The 18,198-nt window shown below is 49.3% G+C and carries 23 protein-coding genes; 12 read left to right on the plus strand and 11 right to left on the minus strand.

Annotated elements, in window-relative coordinates; translation table 11 throughout:
* Positions 1-2 precede the first annotated feature (2 nt).
* Positions 3-605, minus strand: coding sequence for a flavin prenyltransferase UbiX (locus RIF25_RS01985; protein WP_407682300.1), 603 nt, complete (start codon positions 603-605; stop codon positions 3-5).
* 120 nt (positions 606-725) lie between these two features.
* Between RIF25_RS01985 and RIF25_RS01990 the strand changes: the two genes are divergently transcribed.
* The 7 genes from RIF25_RS01990 to RIF25_RS02020 all read left to right on the plus strand — a co-directional run bounded on the left by RIF25_RS01990 (position 726) and on the right by RIF25_RS02020 (position 6,246).
* Positions 726-1,148, plus strand: coding sequence for a hypothetical protein (locus RIF25_RS01990; RefSeq protein WP_322876880.1), 423 nt, complete (start codon positions 726-728; stop codon positions 1,146-1,148).
* A 107-nt stretch (positions 1,149-1,255) separates the two neighbouring features.
* Positions 1,256-2,635 (plus strand): UDP-glucose dehydrogenase family protein, encoded by a 1,380-nt coding sequence (locus RIF25_RS01995; RefSeq protein ID WP_322876881.1) that lies wholly within the window; start codon positions 1,256-1,258, stop codon positions 2,633-2,635.
* Positions 2,636-2,833: 198 nt separating this feature from the next.
* Complete coding sequence (locus RIF25_RS02000) at positions 2,834-3,718, plus strand: coiled-coil domain-containing protein (RefSeq protein ID WP_322876882.1); 885 nt, start codon at positions 2,834-2,836, stop codon at positions 3,716-3,718.
* An 18-nt stretch (positions 3,719-3,736) separates the two neighbouring features.
* Positions 3,737-4,075 (plus strand): hypothetical protein, encoded by a 339-nt coding sequence (locus tag RIF25_RS02005; RefSeq protein WP_322876883.1) that lies wholly within the window; start codon positions 3,737-3,739, stop codon positions 4,073-4,075.
* A 3-nt stretch (positions 4,076-4,078) separates the two neighbouring features.
* On the plus strand, positions 4,079-5,614 hold the full coding sequence (locus tag RIF25_RS02010) for a YcjF family protein (protein ID WP_322876884.1): 1,536 nt from the start codon (positions 4,079-4,081) through the stop codon (positions 5,612-5,614).
* Between the two features lie 141 nt (positions 5,615-5,755).
* A complete protein-coding gene (locus RIF25_RS02015) occupies positions 5,756-5,920 on the plus strand; it encodes a chlorophyll a/b-binding protein (protein ID WP_015126304.1) in 165 nt (54 codons plus the stop codon).
* Between the two features lie 41 nt (positions 5,921-5,961).
* The gene (locus RIF25_RS02020; RefSeq protein ID WP_322876885.1) at positions 5,962-6,246 is read left to right on the plus strand and encodes a hypothetical protein; all 285 of its coding nucleotides are present in this window, start codon (positions 5,962-5,964) and stop codon (positions 6,244-6,246) included.
* Between the two features lie 58 nt (positions 6,247-6,304).
* On the opposite strand, the gene RIF25_RS02025 is transcribed toward RIF25_RS02020, so the two are convergent.
* Genes RIF25_RS02025 through rpmH form a run of 5 tightly spaced genes read right to left on the minus strand, consistent with a single transcriptional unit; the run spans position 6,305 to position 9,010 of the window.
* Complete coding sequence (locus tag RIF25_RS02025) at positions 6,305-6,832, minus strand: Jag family protein (RefSeq protein ID WP_322876886.1); 528 nt, start codon at positions 6,830-6,832, stop codon at positions 6,305-6,307.
* A 38-nt stretch (positions 6,833-6,870) separates the two neighbouring features.
* Positions 6,871-8,049, minus strand: a complete 1,179-nt coding sequence (yidC, locus tag RIF25_RS02030; RefSeq protein WP_322876887.1) for a membrane protein insertase YidC — start codon at positions 8,047-8,049, stop codon at positions 6,871-6,873.
* Positions 8,050-8,107: 58 nt separating this feature from the next.
* Entirely contained in the window at positions 8,108-8,500 is a 393-nt protein-coding gene (locus tag RIF25_RS02035) for a PH domain-containing protein (RefSeq protein ID WP_322876888.1), read from the minus strand.
* On the minus strand, positions 8,490-8,873 hold the full coding sequence (gene rnpA, locus RIF25_RS02040) for a ribonuclease P protein component (RefSeq protein WP_322876889.1): 384 nt from the start codon (positions 8,871-8,873) through the stop codon (positions 8,490-8,492). Before rnpA ends, RIF25_RS02035 begins: the two co-directional genes overlap by 11 nt.
* Positions 8,873-9,010, minus strand: a complete 138-nt coding sequence (rpmH, locus tag RIF25_RS02045; protein ID WP_015126310.1) for a 50S ribosomal protein L34 — start codon at positions 9,008-9,010, stop codon at positions 8,873-8,875. The genes rnpA and rpmH overlap by 1 nt, the downstream gene beginning before the upstream one ends.
* 145 nt (positions 9,011-9,155) lie before the next feature.
* On the opposite strand from rpmH, the gene dnaA reads away from it, so the two are divergent.
* Entirely contained in the window at positions 9,156-10,553 is a 1,398-nt protein-coding gene (gene dnaA, locus RIF25_RS02050; RefSeq protein WP_322876958.1) for a chromosomal replication initiator protein DnaA, read from the plus strand.
* A 771-nt stretch (positions 10,554-11,324) separates the two neighbouring features.
* On the opposite strand, the gene RIF25_RS02055 is transcribed toward dnaA, so the two are convergent.
* Positions 11,325-11,966, minus strand: coding sequence for a peroxiredoxin (locus tag RIF25_RS02055; RefSeq protein ID WP_322876890.1), 642 nt, complete (start codon positions 11,964-11,966; stop codon positions 11,325-11,327).
* Between the two features lie 126 nt (positions 11,967-12,092).
* Here RIF25_RS02055 and tgt point away from each other — a divergent pair, with 126 nt between their 5' ends.
* A complete protein-coding gene (tgt, locus tag RIF25_RS02060; RefSeq protein ID WP_322876891.1) occupies positions 12,093-13,223 on the plus strand; it encodes a tRNA guanosine(34) transglycosylase Tgt in 1,131 nt (376 codons plus the stop codon).
* Between the two features lie 38 nt (positions 13,224-13,261).
* Here tgt and RIF25_RS02065 read toward each other — a convergent pair whose 3' ends face one another.
* The 3 genes from RIF25_RS02065 to RIF25_RS02075 form a co-directional block, all read right to left on the minus strand.
* On the minus strand, positions 13,262-14,701 hold the full coding sequence (locus tag RIF25_RS02065; RefSeq protein ID WP_322876892.1) for a DUF3084 domain-containing protein: 1,440 nt from the start codon (positions 14,699-14,701) through the stop codon (positions 13,262-13,264).
* 394 nt (positions 14,702-15,095) lie between these two features.
* The gene (gene rseP / locus RIF25_RS02070) at positions 15,096-16,202 is read right to left on the minus strand and encodes an RIP metalloprotease RseP (protein WP_322876893.1); all 1,107 of its coding nucleotides are present in this window, start codon (positions 16,200-16,202) and stop codon (positions 15,096-15,098) included.
* A gap of 80 nt (positions 16,203-16,282) precedes the next feature.
* On the minus strand, positions 16,283-16,558 hold the full coding sequence (locus RIF25_RS02075) for a hypothetical protein (RefSeq protein WP_322876894.1): 276 nt from the start codon (positions 16,556-16,558) through the stop codon (positions 16,283-16,285).
* Between the two features lie 181 nt (positions 16,559-16,739).
* Here RIF25_RS02075 and psb27 point away from each other — a divergent pair, with 181 nt between their 5' ends.
* From psb27 to RIF25_RS02090, 3 genes are all read left to right on the plus strand, one after another.
* Positions 16,740-17,144, plus strand: coding sequence for a photosystem II protein Psb27 (gene psb27 / locus RIF25_RS02080; protein WP_322876895.1), 405 nt, complete (start codon positions 16,740-16,742; stop codon positions 17,142-17,144).
* Between the two features lie 46 nt (positions 17,145-17,190).
* Positions 17,191-17,508 (plus strand): hypothetical protein, encoded by a 318-nt coding sequence (locus RIF25_RS02085; RefSeq protein ID WP_322876896.1) that lies wholly within the window; start codon positions 17,191-17,193, stop codon positions 17,506-17,508.
* A gap of 117 nt (positions 17,509-17,625) precedes the next feature.
* Complete coding sequence (locus RIF25_RS02090) at positions 17,626-17,778, plus strand: hypothetical protein (protein ID WP_322876897.1); 153 nt, start codon at positions 17,626-17,628, stop codon at positions 17,776-17,778.
* Positions 17,779-17,780: 2 nt separating this feature from the next.
* Here the strand turns inward: RIF25_RS02090 and RIF25_RS02095 are convergent, their stop codons facing one another.
* On the minus strand, positions 17,781-18,179 hold the full coding sequence (locus RIF25_RS02095) for a hypothetical protein (RefSeq protein ID WP_322876898.1): 399 nt from the start codon (positions 18,177-18,179) through the stop codon (positions 17,781-17,783).
* Positions 18,180-18,198: the final 19 nt, after the last annotated feature.

Genomic DNA, 18,198 nt, shown 5'->3' on the forward strand with positions numbered 1-18,198 from the left:
TATTACTCCTCAGATGAAATTGGCCCCTGCCAACGCTTGAGGGGAACGCAGTCAACCTGGAGTTGATCAAGGGCGCGGGCCACGACAAAATCGACCAAATCTAAGATGGTTTGGGGTTGGTGATACCAGGCTGGGATCGCTGGAACAACGCGGGCCCCCGCTTCGGCCAATTGAGTCAGATTTCGCAGGTGAATCAAACTCCAAGGGGTTTCCCGCGGCACCAGGACTAATTTTCCCCCCTCTTTTAATTGGACATCGGCCGCCCGTTCAAGGAGATCACTACTCAATCCCGCCGCTAATTTCCCCACGGTGGCCATACTACAGGGAATCACCACCATCCCCAATGTCCGATAGGAGCCACTGGCAATGCTCGCCCCTAAATTCGTAGCTGAATGACAAATTAAGGTTCCCCCCGCTTCTTGGGTTTGTGACCGCCAAAACTCAGCTTGTTGGTCGGGTTGAGAAGGCATCATCATTCCCAATTCTGCCCGCCAGACTTGATAAGCCCCCTTAGAGGCAACCAAATCCACTGGATAGCCGGCCTGGAGTAAAAATTTCACGGCCCGGACTGCATAAATTAACCCAGATGCACCGGAAACACCCATAACAATCGGCAGTTTTGCTGTCACAGTTAATCCAAACCAGAACCGATGGCCCAACAGCCCCATTGACTATTGTAGGCGGGGCCTGGATTATCCTAATTTGTAATCATTGCGAGACTGGCCATGAATTCAATTCCGACTACCCATAATTTTGACCTAGAGCACCCAGGCCCCTCTTTATCGCCTGTCAACGATTGGCTTGATGTGGACTTACTGAACCAGCTTTTAGGAGCCGAGTCCCTGGAACAAGAAGTCGAAGCTCTGTTCGCAGACTTACCCCCCTTAGCTCTCAATGAAGTTAGGACTGTATTCTCATCTCCGTCCTCTCTTTTGTTATCAACTCCGACCCCCCAGGAAATCTACTTAACCCATCTCGCCACAACTAAAGCCTTGATCTACCACCTCCAGGCCGTAGTCGCGGAATTTGTCCCTGCTAGCCCTGGCATCTCCCCCCACCCGTTAACTTACCTCACAGATCAACTCCTAAATTCCGTGGAAGCGACTCAATTAGCTCTCGGAGCCTGGCCTGAGCATCCACAGCCCTAAACCCCTTTTCTAGTCAATCAATAAAATAAAAACTGCCTCAAGTGGGACAATTTCCGGTACATTTTGAGAATTGATTCGGCACATTTTTTAGCAGTAGGAGCGTAATCATGCAGGTCTGTGTGATTGGAACAGGGTATGTAGGCTTAGTCACGGGGGCCTGTCTGGCGCACATTGGCCATGATGTGATTTGCATTGATAACAACGCCGAGAAAGTTAAAATCCTCCAGGCCGGGCAATCCCCCATTTATGAACCAGGTCTGACGGAAATTCTCCGGGAGGCAATCCAGGCCCAAAAGATTCAATTCTCCAGTGACTTAGAGGCGGGCATTGAGCATGGGGAAATTTTATTTATTGCGGTGGGGACTCCGGCCTTACCAACGGGGGAAACGGATACTCGCTACATTGAAGCCGTCGCTCGGGGGATTGGTGAAAATCTTAAATCGGGGTATAAGGTCGTGGTCAATAAATCCACAGTCCCCATCGGCTCTGGAGATTGGGTCAGGATGTTGATCCTCGATGGGATTAACGAAAAGCGGCCGGAACTTGTCGATCAAAGTGGGGCAATCAAAGATGAGAGTCTCTTGTCCTTTGATGTGATCAGTAACCCGGAATTTTTACGGGAAGGTTCAGCCGTCTTTGATACCTTCAATCCAGATCGGATTGTCTTGGGGGGGAGTAGTCAGCGGGCCGTTGGGCTGATGAAGGAGCTATACACGCCGATTGTGGAGCGGAAATATGCTGAAAATCAAACCTTGCCGCCCGTACCAGTCCTCGTTACAGATCTCAGTTCTGCCGAGATGATTAAATATGCCGCCAATGCGTTTCTGGCCACCAAAATTAGCTTTATCAATGAAGTCGCTAATATCTGTGATCGGGTTGGGGCTGATGTCGTCCAAGTGGCTCAGGGGATTGGCTTAGATTCGCGGATTGGCTCAAAATTCCTCCAGGCCGGCCTGGGTTGGGGCGGGTCTTGTTTCCCGAAAGATGTCTCTGCCCTTGTCCACACGGCCGATGACTATAAATATGAAGCGGAGTTACTCAAATCTGTGGTGGCAGTCAATAAACGGCAGCGGTATATTGTCGTTGAAAAACTCCAGCAAGTCTTGAAAATTCTTAAGGGCAAAACCATTGGCCTGTTGGGACTCACCTTTAAGCCCGATACCGATGACTTGCGCGATGCCCCGGCGTTGAACCTGATTGAGGAATTAAACCGACTGGGGGCCAAAGTTAAAGCCTATGATCCCCTGGTCTCTCAATCGGGATTACGGTCTGGGCTATCGAATGTGATTGTGGAAACGGATCCCCTCCAACTGGCCGATGGGTGTGATGCCCTTGTCCTGGTTACAGACTGGCAGCAATTTCTGGAGTTAGATTACAGCAAAATTGCCGAGAACATGGCCAACCCCGTGATTGTTGATGGCCGCAACTTTTTAGACCGCCAGGCCCTCGAAACCTTAGGATTTCGCTATGTGGGGGTGGGTCACTAAATTACGGTTATTGATTGTCACTTTTGACTTTCGACTTTTGGCTTGGATCAGTCAATCCACACCCTAACCCTGCTTTGATCGGCCTGGTATAGTTGTCTTAAGACCTTGGTCGTTGTAATTAACCAGGCCAAGTTTTCGAGTCTGCCACTTCTCATCAGGCTGCGATCCATGCAACTTATCAGAATCAGGGGATGACCTATGCTGCATATTCTTTCTGATCAAGCCCAATCCTTCCTCACTACCTATTTTTTTGTCGGCATTGGCTTAACGGGAGTCTCCTTCTTTAGCGGCTGGTTCAAAAAGAGTTATGACGGCCCCCTCAAACAGGCCTGGGGTATTGCCGAGCGGCTCAAAACCGAGAAACAGACCTTAGAAGCCAAAGTGGCCCAAATTCGCCAAGAGTACCAATACCAGGCCCAGCAAATTGAACAGTACAAAGCCCAGGCCGAAGCCTATGCCGCCCAAGTCAAAACCCTGGAAACTCGCTATCTCAATCTAGAAACCAAATATGAGCACCTGGCTGCCGACTATCAAACCCTCCAAGAAAACTATGCCGCCAGCCAAAGCCATTGCCAAAATCTGGAATTTGATCTCCGTGATCTAAGTGCCAAACTCGAAAACGCTGACTATGATAATGAACAACTCCGCCAGGCCTATCAGGCTCAAGAGCAGGAATTTGTTGCCCAAACCACGGCTCACCAGCAACTTCAAGAGAGTTATCGCCTCTTGGAAGCCGAGCAAGTCACCCTCAATGCCCAATGGCAAAGCACCAAAATCGAGTACGAAGCCTTGCAAGCCAACTACCAAGAACTCCAGGAGACGATGACTGAAATTCAAGGCATCTACCAGCAAACTCGGCTTGAAATCACCGACCTAGAGAAACGGGTGACAAAAATTTTGGCCGATAACGATCAACTTTTGGCCGATAACCTGTGGCGGGAAGAACGGTTACGCAAGCTCCGCTTCTGGGAATGGCTGATGGGGGGGTGCAATAACTATGTCCCGCGCTCTAAGTCCTTGTTGACCTTCTATATTGGTATGCCGCTCCAGGCCTGGTGGTCGAATCTTGTTAATCCGGCCTAGGCTCGTGAAGTTATCCCAATGAAACCGGCAACACGGCTTTGGCTTTATCTAGCGTTGATCCCAGTTTTTGGTGTGCTCCCAGCCATCTGGACTATCAGGCAATCTCAAGTCAATTCCGAGCCGCGCAAAATCAGCCGGTTAGTCATTCTTTTAGCCTTGGCCTGGGCGGTGGGTTATGGGGCCTTGAATTTAGGAGCCGGAACTACTGAAATGTGGCCAGAAACTAGCCTCCTATTTCTCAATAGCCTCTGGACATCGGGATATTTTTTGACATTGTTTTGGTTAATGACTCGCCTCAGCCGGAATCAGCCCTTGAGTTTGCCATTTTTCAGTTATTTCGCCAAGTATTTACCCTAACCCATGTCCCGTTCACTGCTGCTGATTCTTGGCCTGGGGATTGTTTTAGGATTAATGCTCTGGTTAGTGGCGGCCCTCCATGGCCTGTATGTTCAAATTGCCTTTTCCAGCCCCCTCCTGGCCAATATCCTCCTAGTTGTCCTGATTCTGGTCTTCTTAGCTCTCCTCTATGCCCTGATTCACTACCTTGGCCTGGTGCGCCAAACCAAAGCCCGCCCGCCCCGCCCCCAGGCCCCGGTAGAAAAAACCGAAGCGGCAGTTGAAACCCTGGAAGCCCTGCAAAAACAACTCAGCCAAGTCGAAGATGAAGTTGCCCGCCTGGCCCTCCAAGCCAAAGCCCGAGAATTAGAACATAGTTTTAGTCGTCAACATATCCGCTTAGTTGTCTTTGGCACAGGTTCGGCGGGCAAAACCTCATTAGTGAATGCAATTGTCGGTAAAATTGTCGGTGAAGTCAGTGCCCCGATGGGAACAACCACCATGGGAGCCACCTATTGCCTCCAGTTGCGGGGGATTGACCAAGATATTTGGATTACCGACACCCCAGGCATATTGGAAGCAGGGATTGCTGGCACAGAACGGGAGCAACAGGCCCGCCAACTGGCCACGGAAGCTGATTTACTCCTGTTTGTCTTAGATAACGACCTGCGGCAATCGGAATATCTCCCCTTAGTCAGCCTGGTGGAAATGGGCAAACGCTCGCTGGTGGTTTTGAACAAAATTGATCGGATGACCGCAGCAGATCGGGACTTAGTCCTAGCCCAACTCCGCCACCGTCTCCAAGGCATTATTGCCCCACCCGATGTTGTCGCCATTGCCGCCGCTCCTCAACCCATTATTTTGGAAAATAGTAATACGGTGATCCCGGATCCCGACATTTTGCCTGTCTTAAAACGGATTGCAGCGATTCTCCGGGCCGAGGGACAGGATCTCGTTGCGGATAATATCCTCCTCCAATCCCAACGTCTGGGGGAAGAAGCCCGCCGTCTCATTGACCGCCAACGGAAACGTCAGGCCGATAAAATTGTCGAACGCTATCAGTGGATTGGGGCTGGAGTCATTTGTGTTACGCCAATTCCAGTCGTGGATTTACTTGCGGCTGCCGCTGTCAATGCCCAAATGGTGGTGGAAATTGGCCGCGTCTATGGGTGTGATCTCAATGCAGCCCGGGGCCGGGAATTAGCCCTCTCTTTGGGGCGCACCTTAGCCAGTTTGGGGATTGTCAAAGGGGCGATGGACTTAGTGGCGACTGCTTTACAACTCAGTGTCGGGGGCATTGTTGTTGGGCGGGCAATCCAGAGTGTTGGGGCCGCCTATTTAACCCGCATTGCTGGGAAAAGTTTTATTGAATATTTCCGCCAAGATCAAGACTGGGGCGATGGGGGCATGAGTGAGGTCGTCCAGCAACAATTCCAACTGAATCGCCGCGATGAATTTATCCAGGCCTTTATCCAAGAAGCGATTACCAAACTGCCGGATACCCTCGGGCGGGCCATTAACCGTAACTCAGCAGCAAAAATTGACAAGGACACTCCATAATTGAAACGATTGAACTCGTATTAGCTTTTCCCCAGAATGCCCTAGTCTTAGGCTCTTAAGCGGGAATCAAGCTAGAATGGGGGCAATCCAGGGAGCTACCTTGGCTAAACTCTTATTCTTTAGGACGTTAAAAACCTCTGTATGACAGAACCAACCCGGACTCCCAACGTAGAAACTCCCAAGTTTGGCTTTAACAGTTTTGCCGAGCGCTTAAATGGCCGGGCCGCAATGGTTGGGGTAGTGGCCGTCTTGTTAGTGGAATATTTTACAGGTCAAGGGCTTCTTTCTTGGTTGGGCTTGTTCTAAACTGATTGGCACGATCTCTATTACTTTCTAACCTAAGCACCATGATTTGGCCCCGTTTTCTCCGTACTGCCTACCGTAAAGAACCGATTTCCGCCTTTGTAGTCATTGTTGGGTCTGTGGATACGGCCATTGGTGGCATGGGTGGCTATGGAGGCTTGGTGCTTCTGGGGCTTTTAGCCGTTAGCTCAGCCCTGGCCTGGCGGTGGTTAACCTGGCAACGTTGGCAGCGGAATCATCCCCCAGACAAGATGGCTGCCTATGCCTTACCCCCCCAATCGGCTCGGGCTTTACCGATGTTGTCAATGTCAAAAAACCAGCGACCCTAGGGACAATTCAGAAAGCTTGGCCTGGGAGAGATCAGATTTTTAATTGCTTTAGTCAGGTCTAAAGTGATGGTATGTTCAATTCGGAAGTATCTGAGGGATTGGCCTGTAAAGAAACCACTAAGTGACGATTCGGTTCTTCCCCTTGGCTTTGGGTATTCAGTTCGGGATATTCCTGCAAAAGGGTGTGAATAATCCGCCGCTCAACTGCGGGCAAGGCTGGAAACTGATAAGCTTGCCCTGTTTCTTTCACTTTTTCAGCGACAGACTCCGATAATTTGACTAGTTCCTGATAGCGTTGGGCTCGGAAATCCCCTAATTCCAACGTAAAGATCAAATGCTCATCTTTCGGTAAGCCCAAATTTAAGGTGGCATTGAGCAGGTATTGGAAAGAGTTGAGTAAGTTGGCCTGGGCACCCAAAAGCTGACTCCGCTGCTCTGGGGTCAGACTCTCGGCCTGAATTTTTAGCCAGCAGCCATTTAACTGACTCACGGGTGGCTCAATCACGGAAATTACAGCCGGAAAACCAGATTTAGTTAGGGCCTGCTCTAGCCATTGGCATCCCTGTTCAATTTTCGGATCGCTCATAGTTAACTCAAGAGAGTGGATTCAATCTAAGGGAGTGACTAGCTACTAGTTTTTCGTTTGGCTTTACCGGCCTCAAAAGGCAGAGCATCTCGATTTTTAACCGCTTCTGCTTTTTCCTTTTCATCCAGGAGTTTTTGCAGGTTTTCCGGTAAGGGTTCTCGCTGCAAAATGAAGGTTTGGACTGTCTGGAAAATATTAGCAATCAACATATAAAGCAAAACTCCAGCCGGGAGGGGGAAAAAGAGGAACATCCCTGAAAAAAGAATTGGAGTCAGTTGATTGACTTGATTTTGCTGAGGATTACTAGTTGCACCTTGGCCAGATAGGAGTTGGTTAACGTACAAGCTAATCCCAAAAGCTGAGATCATGAACAAAATATCCCAGTGAATCCCGTCCCAATTCACGGTCTTACTACCATCAGGGGCCGTCATAAAGAGTTCATTGTCTAAGGCTCCAACTCGCCCAAGGGCATCAATAAACAAAAACCCTTTCTTAGAAGCAATACCAGGAACGATGCCTTCAAGGGTGACATCACCAGGCTGGAGGGCAACAAGATGGCCGTTTTCATCCAGATTGACCCGTTCTTGTCCCCGAGTGACCTGCCAGTGGGGTTGAATATCTGTTTCTGGATAATTTCCCAGGATATCTCCTAGGGGCTTACCTTCCGTAGTTTGAAAGGCCAAATCAATCTTTTCCCCGACCGTGAGCTTAGTGCCTACAGGTAACACCGCTTGGATCGGGTAATGAGTTCCTTCAGCCACATAGATATTTTGAGATTTACTGGCATAGGGCTGAACCTGCACCGCTTGGTCGGCTGGAACAATTTGTAAGTTAACTGGGTATTTTACATCAGCAAAGGGCGATCCCCGGAGGGTAGCAAAGAGGGCAAAGAGAATGGGCAACTGGAGGAGTAAGGGAAAGCAGCCGGCTAAGGGATTACCAAACTCTTTGTAAACCTCTGACATGGCCTGTTGCTGCTTGGCCGGGTCACTCTTGTAGCGCTCTTGAATGTCCTTAACACGCTCTTGCATGAGGGGCTGAACAATTTTCATCCGCCGCATACTGCGAATCGAGCCAGCACTGAGGGGGTAAACCGCAAATCGAATCACTAAGGTTAACGCCACAATCGCCAGGCCATAACTGGGCACAATCCCGTAGAAAAAATCCAGGATCGGCAGCATGACATTACTGGAAAGAAACCCAATACCAAAATCCATGAACTTAAATGAATCCCTAGTGCAAGAACAGCAATCTTATCGCAATCTGACCCCTATCTTAGCGGCCGAGGGCCCCACTGACACCCTGGGCCTGGGGGGTTAACCGTTCCGAGATAAAGGCGTAAACATCACGAAACCTTGGCACAGCCCGCATTTCCAGTCGATTTCCATCTTTTAAGGTCACGACCATATCCCCATAGGCTCCCCAGCCCCGCGGCACGGTCACAACCTTGGCTACTTCGCCATAGACAATATCCGAGCGATCACGCCCTAACCAGCCACCAATGATAGTAATGCGGCGGTCTGTAATGCGATAGCGCACCCACAAGGCCCGAACAATTGCCCCAACGGTTAGCGGTAAACAGATCACTGTAAAACCTAAAAAGATATTGATCAGTAAATCCCCCCAGTGGGGGCCACCTTCATAGTAAATGTCTTCTTTAATGCCCATGTAAGATACCTGCTTGTGCCAGTAACTGCTCTAATTCTGGCAGATATTGATTGGCTTGGAGATCTAATACTGCCCGCCGGGCTACTAAAATCACATCCCAGCCTGGTTCGATCTCCTTTAATAATTCCCAGCAGGCCTGGCGCATACGGCGTTTGACCCAGTTACGTCTGATGGCCAATTTACTGACTTTTTTGCCAACTACCAGGCCAATCCGGGTTACGAGGAATGAAGCGGTTGACAGAGGCAGGCCTGGTTCTAGGGTTGCGCGAGGGAGTAACCAAGTAACAAAATATGGCCCGTGCCAACTTTTGCCCTCTTTATAAATGTGGTTAAAGTCATGCCGAGATCGCAGCCGATGGGGGCCTGGGAGCATTACACAGCTAAGCGGGCTCGACCTTTACGCCGCCGTGCCTTAAGCACCTGTTGGCCTGTGTGTGTTCGCATCCTAGCCCGAAAGCCGGATGTCCGTTTACGTTTGCGAACCGTTCCGCCCAAAGTACGTTTAGTCATAGCCGTATAATCTTCTTAGCCGTGATGAATTATTGCAAGCCAAAAATCAAATAATTTTTCCCATTTAGGTATTTCTAAGCGGGATTCTGATCCTACCATGCCCAATCCAAATTTATATTCCCAGTTTCCATCCCCAGAGGCCAGTGTGGAGATTTCCCCAGAAACATTTTGGAATCAAATTCTCGAGCGACTTCAACTCCTCCTCAGCCGTCCCACCTTTGAAACCTGGATTAAAACTGCCACTGTGGAAAGCTTTGATGGTAAGGTGCTGGTGGTCTGTATGCCCAATCCTTTTGCCCGTAATTGGCTGCATAAATACTATCTAAAAACCATCTCTGATGTTGCCCATGATGTGATGGGATATCCGGTGGAGATCCGCTTAGCAATTGCCCAAGGCAGTGAAGAGTCAACAGAGATACCCAATCCTCCCCCCCAAACCATGGAGCTAGTCCCGAATCAATCTGGCCCCTCTTTGCTCGTCCCGCCCCCAGCCCCCAGTCGTGACCGGATTGGAGAACTTAATCCCAAGTATGTTTTTTCCCGCTATGTGGTTGGGCCCAATAACCGCATGGCCCACGCGGCCTGTTTAGCAGTTGCCGAGTCCCCCGGCCGGGAGTTCAACCCCCTCTTTCTCTGCGGAGGAGTCGGCCTGGGAAAAACCCACTTGATGCAGGCCATTGGCCACTATCGGCTAGAAATTGACCCCCAGGCCAAAATTTTCTATGTTTCCACAGAGCAATTTACCAATGACCTGATTGCGGCAATTCGGAAAGATAGTATGCAAACCTTTCGGGAGCACTACCGGGCCGTAGATGTCATTTTGGTTGATGATATTCAATTTATTGAAGGTAAAGAATACACCCAAGAAGAGTTTTTCCACACCTTTAACACCCTCCATGAAGCCGGTAAACAGGTGGTTCTCGCCTCGGATCGCCCCCCGAGCCAAATTCCCCGGCTCCAAGAACGACTGTGTTCGCGTTTTTCTATGGGCCTGATTGCGGATATTCAACCGCCAGATTTAGAAACGAGAATGGCAATTCTCCAGAAAAAAGCCGAGTACGAAAACATTCGCTTACCGCGGGAAGTTGTGGAATACATTGCCTCTAGCTACACCTCGAACATTCGCGAACTAGAGGGGGCGTTAATTCGGGCTGTGGCTTATATTTCCATTTCTGGCTTATCTATGACTGTGGAAAATATTGCCCCAGTTTTGAATCCTGCCAATCGAAAAATTGAAGCCTCACCAGAAATTATTTTCAACGTGATTACAGAGTCCTTTGGCATTGCAATTGAAGACCTCAAAGGTAACTCACGGCGGCGAGAAATTAGCGTGGCCCGACAGGTGGGGATGTACCTGATGCGTCAATACACCGGGCTGAGCTTACCCAAAATTGGCGAAGAATTCGGCGGCAAAGACCACACCACAGTGATGTATAGCTGTGAAAAAGTAACTGAACTGCAACGCACAGATCCCGAAATGGGTTCCCTACTAAGACAACTCAGTGACCGGATCAATCTCGCCAGTCGCCCCGCCGAAGCCTGAGGAAAACCTCAGAACTCAATAAGATTCCAGCAGAGTTTTGTGGAAAAGTGCCTATTTTCTGTGGAAAACCTTGGGAAAAACCTGTGGAAAACATGAAGGAGTTGTGGAAAAAGATTACAAAATTTAATGCCCTGTGGAAAACTCACCTACTTTATCCACAGGTTTTCCACAGGCTTAAAGTGGTTTAATCCCTTATGGGAAGAGACTTTCAAAAAGTTTTCCACAGTTTCCACAGGCCCTACTACTACTATAAGAAGATCTATTTATCTAGAATTAGTAGATCAGAGACTATTAAAAAAAGAAAAAAATTATGCGGTTATGGTTTGGTAAACGGCTTAACAGTCAGGACTGTGCATTGAGGTAGTCAATTTTTTTGTCCTTAAAATCAGGACTAAGCCTAGAAAACCTCGAAACTGCTTTGACGATCAGAATAAATTTTCTCAATGTGCTGAGATTCTGACTTGTTATCCCCAGTTGAGATCGTTGCCTGTGGAATTGTTGAATGTAGAGTCATTTCTGCGCTCGTTGAAGATGGGTTGACTCCCCTGAAGATAGGTTTTCTTGTTCGCCCAAAATCAAGGGGCTTAAACGGGCAACTAGACGTAAACTTAAAAATCACCCAGGCCAAAAAAAACTGCCCATAGCTGATCTCGATTAAAGAAAAAGCTACCGACAGTGGCCGTTGGAGTTTTAAGTTTGGGAATTAGGGCATTCTTGACTCAGGTAACTCTTAAGATTGTCTCAATATCTCACTTGAGATTATAGGTGAGCTTACTTGTTGGGTTGGGGAGTTAACCGGAGGTAGGGTTTGACCTCAGTCACGCCTTTGGGGAATTTTTCCCGAGCCAGATCAGTTGGAATGGACGGCACTACCACACAATCATCCCCATCTTTCCAGTTAGCGGGGGTAGCAACACTGTGGTAATCCGTCAATTGTAGAGAATCAATCACCCGTAAAAGCTCATCAAAGTTCCGACCAGTGCTGGCGGGGTAGGTGATGGTTAAACGTAATTTTTTGTTCGGGTCAATGATAAACACAGAACGGACTGTTAAGGTGTTGCCAGTGCTGGAGTTGGGGTGAATCATGCCATACAGGGTAGAAACTTTTTTATCCCCATCGGCAATAATTGGATAATTGACAGTGGTGTTCTGGGTTTCGTTGATATCGCTGATCCAACCCCGGTGGGAGTCAGCATCATCTACACTGAGGGCAATGACTTTCACGTTGCGCTTGGCGAATTCGTCTTTCAGTTTGGCCACAACCCCTAATTCGGTAGTACAAACGGGGGTATAGTCCGCCGGGTGTGAGAAGAGAATCACCCAACTATCTCCGGCCCAATCGTAAAAGTTAAGTTCGCCTACGGAAGAATCTTGGGTAAAGTTGGGTACGACATCCCCGAGTTGGAGGGACATAGATGACTCCTGTATCAAAAAACAGCATCATAGATTACTAAATGATCATGCCACAGACTCCTATATGTCGGTCGGAATATGGCAGAAATTACATAAACTCTTGTAAATATTGCTTAAAGTACCCCTGTGTTTAAATTTGACTGCCAGGCCCGTTGTCCCGAAACCCAAGCCCGTGTCGGTGTCTTTCATACCCCCCATGGCATCATTGAAACGCCGCGTTTTATGCCGGTGGGAACCCTGGCCAATGTGAAAACGGTGACACCGGCCCAACTGGCCACCACTGGCGCGCAAATGATCCTTGCCAATACCTACCATCTCCACTTGCAACCTGGGGAAGAAATTATAGCGGCGGCGGGAGGATTGCATCGCTTTATGGGTTGGTCGGGGCCAATTTTGACGGATTCTGGCGGCTTTCAGGTTTTTAGCCTCAGTCAAATGCGGGCCATTAGTGATGCTGGGGTGCTCTTTAAGTCTCCTAAGGATGGGCAGGAGATTTTCATGAGTCCAGAAATCGCCATGGAGATTCAAGGGCAATTGGGGGCTGATGTGATTATGGCCTTTGATGAATGTCCCCCCTATCCCGCGACCCGTGAACAGGTACAAGCTGCCACAGAGCGGACAATCCGTTGGTTATATCGCTGTCACCAGGCCCATTATCACCGCCCCAATTCCCCGCTATCCCATCCCCAGGCCCTCTTTGGCATTATTCAGGGAGGAGTATATTTAGACCTCCGCCGGGCCTGTGCCGCTGAAATGGTCAAACTGGACTTACCCGGTTACGCGATTGGGGGGGTGAGTGTGGGAGAACCGCCGGAATTAATTGCCGGAGTCGTGGCCGCAACTACGCCCCTGTTACCGGAAGATAAGCCCCGCTACTTGATGGGAGTTGGTACTTATCGGGAAATGGCCCAGGCCATTGCCGCCGGAATTGATTTGTTTGATTGTGTCATTCCCACCCGTCTGGCCCGTCATGGCTCTGCTTTAGTGCAAGGGGAGCGTTGGAACCTCAAGAATGCTCGCTTCAAAACAGACTTTACCCCCCTGGATGAAACCTGTACCTGCTATGCCTGCCAAAACTTTAGTCGGGCTTACCTAAGTCATTTAATTCGCGCTCAGGAAGTCTTGGGGTTTACCCTGTTGGCGATTCACAACTTGACGGAATTGATTCGTTTTACCCAACGAATTCGGACGGCAATTTTAGCGGGGACTTTTACTAGTGAATTTGCGAGTTGGTTAAAGCCGCAGGAATCAGCCTAATTCATCGAAAGCTTGCTTTTGCTCTTGCCTAGCGATGTCTAGCCGCCCCGTAAAATAATTTTTTGGTTTTGTCGTGCGACTAACTCCAGCTTCATTGGCCCAGAAGTGTAGATGGCCTGGGGAACAATACTACTAATTTCCATCTCACCGGGATAGTTTCTTAAGGCCAAAATAAACTTGACGAGTTCAATTTGATCAAAGGCTCCCACAGTGCCGCTGACTGGATCAGGCCAAACCCCAGCTTCAATGGCCCGTTGATTGGAGGTGCTAAAGAGGGCATCTAAGCGTTGGAGAATTTGTTCGTCACTCATTTTGCTGGGATTGAGGCGAATTTGGGCAATGGTAGCTCCCGGCTCAAAAATCAAGGTATTTTCGGCGGCCTGGGGAACAACTAAGATATTGGCCTCGCCTTGGAGATAGTTGGCTGCGGCTAATATCCGCACGCTATAGGTTTTGCCCGTTAATAGCTGCTGCATGAGGCGATCAATATCTGCCGTTGTAACTTGAATGACCTGATCTGTGGGTTTAATGTTTTGGGGATTATTCAAAATAATTGCATTGCGGCGGGCCTGGCGGAGAAATTCTTCGATGGCCTGTTGGGCTTTGGTGGGGCTATCAATGTTTTTCACAACTCCAGCCGCTAACACTTGCCCCGCCCGAATCGAAATGGTTCCGCGTCTTAAACCCAGCAGGAGGACTTCGACATTTTCTTCAAGGCGTTGGCGACTGGTTTCCAAGGTCTTGATTTCAGAGCGGAGTTTGGTTTGTTGATCCAACAGGGCTTGGCGTTGTTGATCGGCGCTGGCGAGTTGGGTTTGAATCGTGGCAATGGAGTCCTCAAGGGCTTGCTTTTGGCGTTCGGCAGCGGCAAGACGCGTTTGTATCTCGGTGACAGCTATTTCGAGTTCTTGGCGTTGACCTTGGGCAGTCTGGAGTTGACGCAAGGCCGTGGTTTGTTCTGCCTGGAGACGGGTAATTTCGGTTTGCAGGGTGCGGCTTTTGGCCTGGACTTGGGCCAGGTTGGCCTGGGTTTGGCGATAGCGGGCTTGGAGTTGTTTAAATAAGCGTTGGGTCTGGGCCTGGCGGGTAAGGGCGGCTTTGAGGCTCTTTGTGGCCCCGGCTAGTTGGGTTTTGACCTGGGAAAGGTTGGCCTGGGATGCGGCTAGATCCGACTCAATCGAATTTTTCTGAATCAGAGCGGTTTTGAGTTCCACTTCTGCAGCTTGGCGTTGACGTTGAATTGATTCAATCCGAAATACAGCATCCCGCAGTTCTTTACTAACTGCAAATAATATGCCCAGGGTTGAACCAGCAATTAGACTCCCCGTCAGAATGGTAATTAAAACGGCGGTTTGCTTAGGACGTAAATTAAAGAGAGATAAACGGGCTTTACCGACCTTTGACCCCAGCCGATCGCCGACGGTTGCAATCGCCCCACCCAAGATAATAACCGCCAGAATTAAAACATACCCAACCATGGATTTAGTTCCAGTTCACTCACATCACCACCTCATCCCCTTGGCCAACACCCCTAGATTAGACCAAGCCTTCCAGGCCCGTCACGATTGGCAAAACTCATCTAATTCATGACCGTTGATAGACATAGACGCGTTTCTTAACGTTACTGTGTCTGGGGTAAAGATAGGGCATTTAAGGAGGAGCAGATTGAGAATGTTCTACGGTTGTGGCTTTCCCCTGGCCTGGTAGGGATGAGCCACCATAAGAAGCTTCTCAATGTCACCTCATTCCCACTGGCTAGAGATCATTACCGGTTAGACTCTCAACATCAGCATTGGCAGGCCCATACCGGGGGTAATGGTGTCACTCTAGGCAGGGTTTTTAAGTATTGGTTTGACTCAGGCTATGGAGCTTTTAAAATAACTGCTGCATCCAGGCCAGGCCAGTTAGGTTGACCGTATCGCGCACAATTAAAACCATCCCTAAGCCCAACAACAAAACCAAGCCCGTTTGCATGACCCCTTCTTGAATCCGAGTTGGTAAAGGTTTACCCCGCAGCCCTTCAATCAGCAAAAAGACTAGTTGACCCCCATCTAAGGCCGGTAAGGGCAAAATATTAATTACGGCTAGGTTAATACTAATCAAGGCGGCAAATTGAAATAACTGCCCAAAATTAGAGCGGACAATATCAGCCCCAATGGCCACAATCGCCACCGGCCCAGACACTTGTGAGGCGGCCTGATCTAAGTGCTGAAACAGTTTAATAAAACCGCTAACCGTCAACTGGGTAATCCGCTCAAACTCCCGGGCCGCCGCGCCAACTAATTTAACCGGATTGAGGGTATGTTCACGGGTCACTTCCACGTTGGGAGCCAATTGTACCCCCACCCTAGCCCGACCATCCTCGCCCAATTCCGGTACAATCGTCAGATTTTCGATACTATCGCCCCTAGCAACGTCTAACTGAAGCGGTTCCCCGGGGTGAGACTGAATCTGCTCCATCAAGTAAGTAATACTTTCAGCGTTTGCTCCTAAGGGATAGCCATTGACGGCTGTAATGCGGTCTCCAGCTTTGACCCCGGCTTGAAAGGCAACAACACTACTCTCGGTCGCTAATTGTGGTACTAAGACCCCCGGCTGATAGGTAATTTGGGGAATGCCAAAGAGGCCCATCTGGGTCAGAATCAGCACAAAGGCAAAGAGGAGATTCGCTAACACCCCCGCACTGATGACGATGGCCCGATCCAACACCGGGCGGTTTTTCAAAAGATTGGGATCCTGAGGGGGAATTGCACTATCGGGATCATCATCGGGGAAGCCAACATAGCCGCCCAAGGGAATTCCCCGCAGCGCGTATTCTGTTTCTGGGCCCTGATATTTCCACAAGACCGGGCCAAAACCAATGGAAAAGCGATTAACATAGATGCCCTGAGTCCGTGCGGCTAAGAAGTGTCCTAATTCATGGACAAAAATTAAAAGTCCGAGAACAGCAATTGCCGCCACGATGGACAAAAGGGACATAAACGTTACCTAATCTGTCTGAAAAATACTCATATCTTAACGTGACGGGCTGAACATCAACCGTTGGGAAAACTTTAGCCCTAGAGATTTGGGGCAGTGGTGACCGCTGTTGAGACTAGTTCCGGGTCTCCAGACATGATAATTTCAAGGTCGGTATTGGCCTGGGCTAGACCCATTTGGCTAAATTGCCCCAAACAGCCATCCATTAAGCCATAGACAATCACGACTCCCCCAGCCGAGACAGCCACCAACACACTAGCAATTGCTAAGGACGAATCCTTGAGTCGATAAGCTCCCTGGAGAAGCCGCACCGACCAAATCACTAAGCCAATAACCAGCAAGAGTAAGAGAATCATAATGTTAATTATCTTAACAACTCTTGCCAAAATTCTCATAATTACTTAACAATTTCCTAAGATTGCAGGCAGACTCGTCTTGGCAACTCGCGATATTTCCTTATTCTCTAGCGGATGATTCTAGGGATATGGAAATATTAGAGATATCTTCAGGCTCTTTTTCCCGACTGGTTTAACTTTTATGAAGCGTTTCTTAAGCTTTGCCCTCAGCCTAGCCCTAGTGATCTCAATCGGCTTAACCGGGTGTAGTAATACTCCCCCAGGCCTGAGTGGTAATTTTCGCCAAGACACCATTGCTGTTATTGATAGCCTCCGCCAGGCGATTGCCTTGCCTGAAGATGACCCCACAAAAGCCGCCGCCCAGGCCGATGCCCGCACCAAGATCAATAGCTTTATTGCCCTTTATCGCCGTGATGACAACTTGACCAGCTTGACTTCCTTTACGACTATGCGTACTGCCTTAAATTCTTTGGCTGGTCACTATAGTTCTTATCCCAATCGCCCCGTCCCCGAAAAACTGAAAACCCGTCTTGAGCAAGAGTTTCGCCAGGTGGAGTTGGCCTTGGATCGGGAAGCTAATAGTTAAGATTCAAGTAAATGATTACAGCTTGATTTAAGCGAGGATTAGGCCTATGTCTTTGGAGAATCCAGGCAACAATATTAACGATCTCCTTCAAAATGGCGCGCAGGTAGTCAAAGGAATTGATGATACTAAGGTCACACAGGAGGTAGTTAAAACTGGCATGGCATTGGGGGCAGCAGTCAGCACAGCTACGGGATTAACGGTTGCTGCAACTTCGGGAGCCGGAATTGCCTCTGGACTTGCAGCCGCAGGTACTGTTGTTGTTGGTGGTATGGCGATGGGGCCAGCAGTTTTAGCCGCAGGGCCGGCCTACGCTGGAGCCAAAATTATCAATGAAACCCTTTTCAAAGATCAACTCAACCTTTGATCAGAAGAGCGGATTGCACGGGCGGCGGCAAGAACTGCAACAGGAATTGGGGCCGCTGCTGGTGTGGCTGGGGCTGGGGCAATCACGGTTGCAGGTGGTGCATCTGGGGCTGCAATTATGAGTACCTTGGCTGGTATCGGTGGCATTGTTGGCGGAGGGGCGATTGCTGGCACTGCCATCGTGGCTGTTGCTCCTCTTGCGGTGGCTGGGGCGATTGGCTACGGAATCTACAAACTTTTTGGCGGTCATGAAACCCTAACTGACCAGTAAAGCTAATGCCTCAGTCGCTGTTGGGCCTGTGATCGAAACCAATCAATAACTTGCTCTAAGCTCAGTTCCTCTGGACTCACCTGGCAAAACTCGCCGGCCTGTCTGAGTTGATTGAGGGAGGCGATCAAAAATTGTCCATACCAGGTGAGGAAGCCAGGGGATTGGTGTTCTTCTTTTAGCAGTGTTTCGTCCTGCTCCAGCCCTTGATAAATTAGCTCTGGACTGAGTTGATTTAGGGAAACCTGGGCTTGCTCGGCCATGGGTTTCAGGTAGCGCAGGGAATAGAGAGCCACCCGGATTAAAAATCGTTCTTGAGCGGGAAGGAGGGTTTGCTCAATGGCCTGGGCTTCCTCGAGGGTAAGGAGGCGGTTGGGATCAAAGTTGCTGAAGGGACTGGCCATGGAGGTAGAGTTGGGTATT

The sequence above is a fragment of the Pseudocalidococcus azoricus BACA0444 genome (assembly GCF_031729055.1).
Lineage (GTDB): Bacteria > Cyanobacteriota > Cyanobacteriia > Thermosynechococcales > Thermosynechococcaceae > Pseudocalidococcus > Pseudocalidococcus azoricus.

Bases quoted from the DNA above. Each gene is read 5' to 3' on its own strand.
- RIF25_RS01985 (WP_407682300.1), bottom strand. From the start codon at position 605: ATGGGTGTTTCCGGTGCATCTGGGTTAATTTATGCAGTCCGGGCCGTG.
- RIF25_RS01990 (WP_322876880.1), top strand. From the start codon at position 726: ATGAATTCAATTCCGACTACCCATAATTTTGACCTAGAGCACCCAGGC.
- RIF25_RS02065 (WP_322876892.1), bottom strand. From the start codon at position 14,701: ATGGTTGGGTATGTTTTAATTCTGGCGGTTATTATCTTGGGTGGGGCG.
- psb27 (WP_322876895.1), top strand. From the start codon at position 16,740: ATGAAGCGTTTCTTAAGCTTTGCCCTCAGCCTAGCCCTAGTGATCTCA.
- RIF25_RS02095 (WP_322876898.1), bottom strand. From the start codon at position 18,179: ATGGCCAGTCCCTTCAGCAACTTTGATCCCAACCGCCTCCTTACCCTC.
- RIF25_RS02085 (WP_322876896.1), top strand. From the start codon at position 17,191: ATGTCTTTGGAGAATCCAGGCAACAATATTAACGATCTCCTTCAAAAT.
- RIF25_RS02090 (WP_322876897.1), top strand. From the start codon at position 17,626: ATGAGTACCTTGGCTGGTATCGGTGGCATTGTTGGCGGAGGGGCGATT.
- RIF25_RS02015 (WP_015126304.1), top strand. From the start codon at position 5,756: ATGACAGAACCAACCCGGACTCCCAACGTAGAAACTCCCAAGTTTGGC.
- RIF25_RS02055 (WP_322876890.1), bottom strand. From the start codon at position 11,966: ATGTCCCTCCAACTCGGGGATGTCGTACCCAACTTTACCCAAGATTCT.
- RIF25_RS02025 (WP_322876886.1), bottom strand. From the start codon at position 6,832: ATGAGCGATCCGAAAATTGAACAGGGATGCCAATGGCTAGAGCAGGCC.
- RIF25_RS02010 (WP_322876884.1), top strand. From the start codon at position 4,079: ATGTCCCGTTCACTGCTGCTGATTCTTGGCCTGGGGATTGTTTTAGGA.
- RIF25_RS02005 (WP_322876883.1), top strand. From the start codon at position 3,737: ATGAAACCGGCAACACGGCTTTGGCTTTATCTAGCGTTGATCCCAGTT.
- RIF25_RS02020 (WP_322876885.1), top strand. From the start codon at position 5,962: ATGATTTGGCCCCGTTTTCTCCGTACTGCCTACCGTAAAGAACCGATT.
- rnpA (WP_322876889.1), bottom strand. From the start codon at position 8,873: ATGCTCCCAGGCCCCCATCGGCTGCGATCTCGGCATGACTTTAACCAC.
- yidC (WP_322876887.1), bottom strand. From the start codon at position 8,049: ATGGATTTTGGTATTGGGTTTCTTTCCAGTAATGTCATGCTGCCGATC.
- RIF25_RS02035 (WP_322876888.1), bottom strand. From the start codon at position 8,500: ATGGGCATTAAAGAAGACATTTACTATGAAGGTGGCCCCCACTGGGGG.
- rseP (WP_322876893.1), bottom strand. From the start codon at position 16,202: ATGTCCCTTTTGTCCATCGTGGCGGCAATTGCTGTTCTCGGACTTTTA.
- RIF25_RS02000 (WP_322876882.1), top strand. From the start codon at position 2,834: ATGCTGCATATTCTTTCTGATCAAGCCCAATCCTTCCTCACTACCTAT.
- rpmH (WP_015126310.1), bottom strand. From the start codon at position 9,010: ATGACTAAACGTACTTTGGGCGGAACGGTTCGCAAACGTAAACGGACA.
- RIF25_RS01995 (WP_322876881.1), top strand. From the start codon at position 1,256: ATGCAGGTCTGTGTGATTGGAACAGGGTATGTAGGCTTAGTCACGGGG.
- RIF25_RS02075 (WP_322876894.1), bottom strand. From the start codon at position 16,558: ATGATTCTCTTACTCTTGCTGGTTATTGGCTTAGTGATTTGGTCGGTG.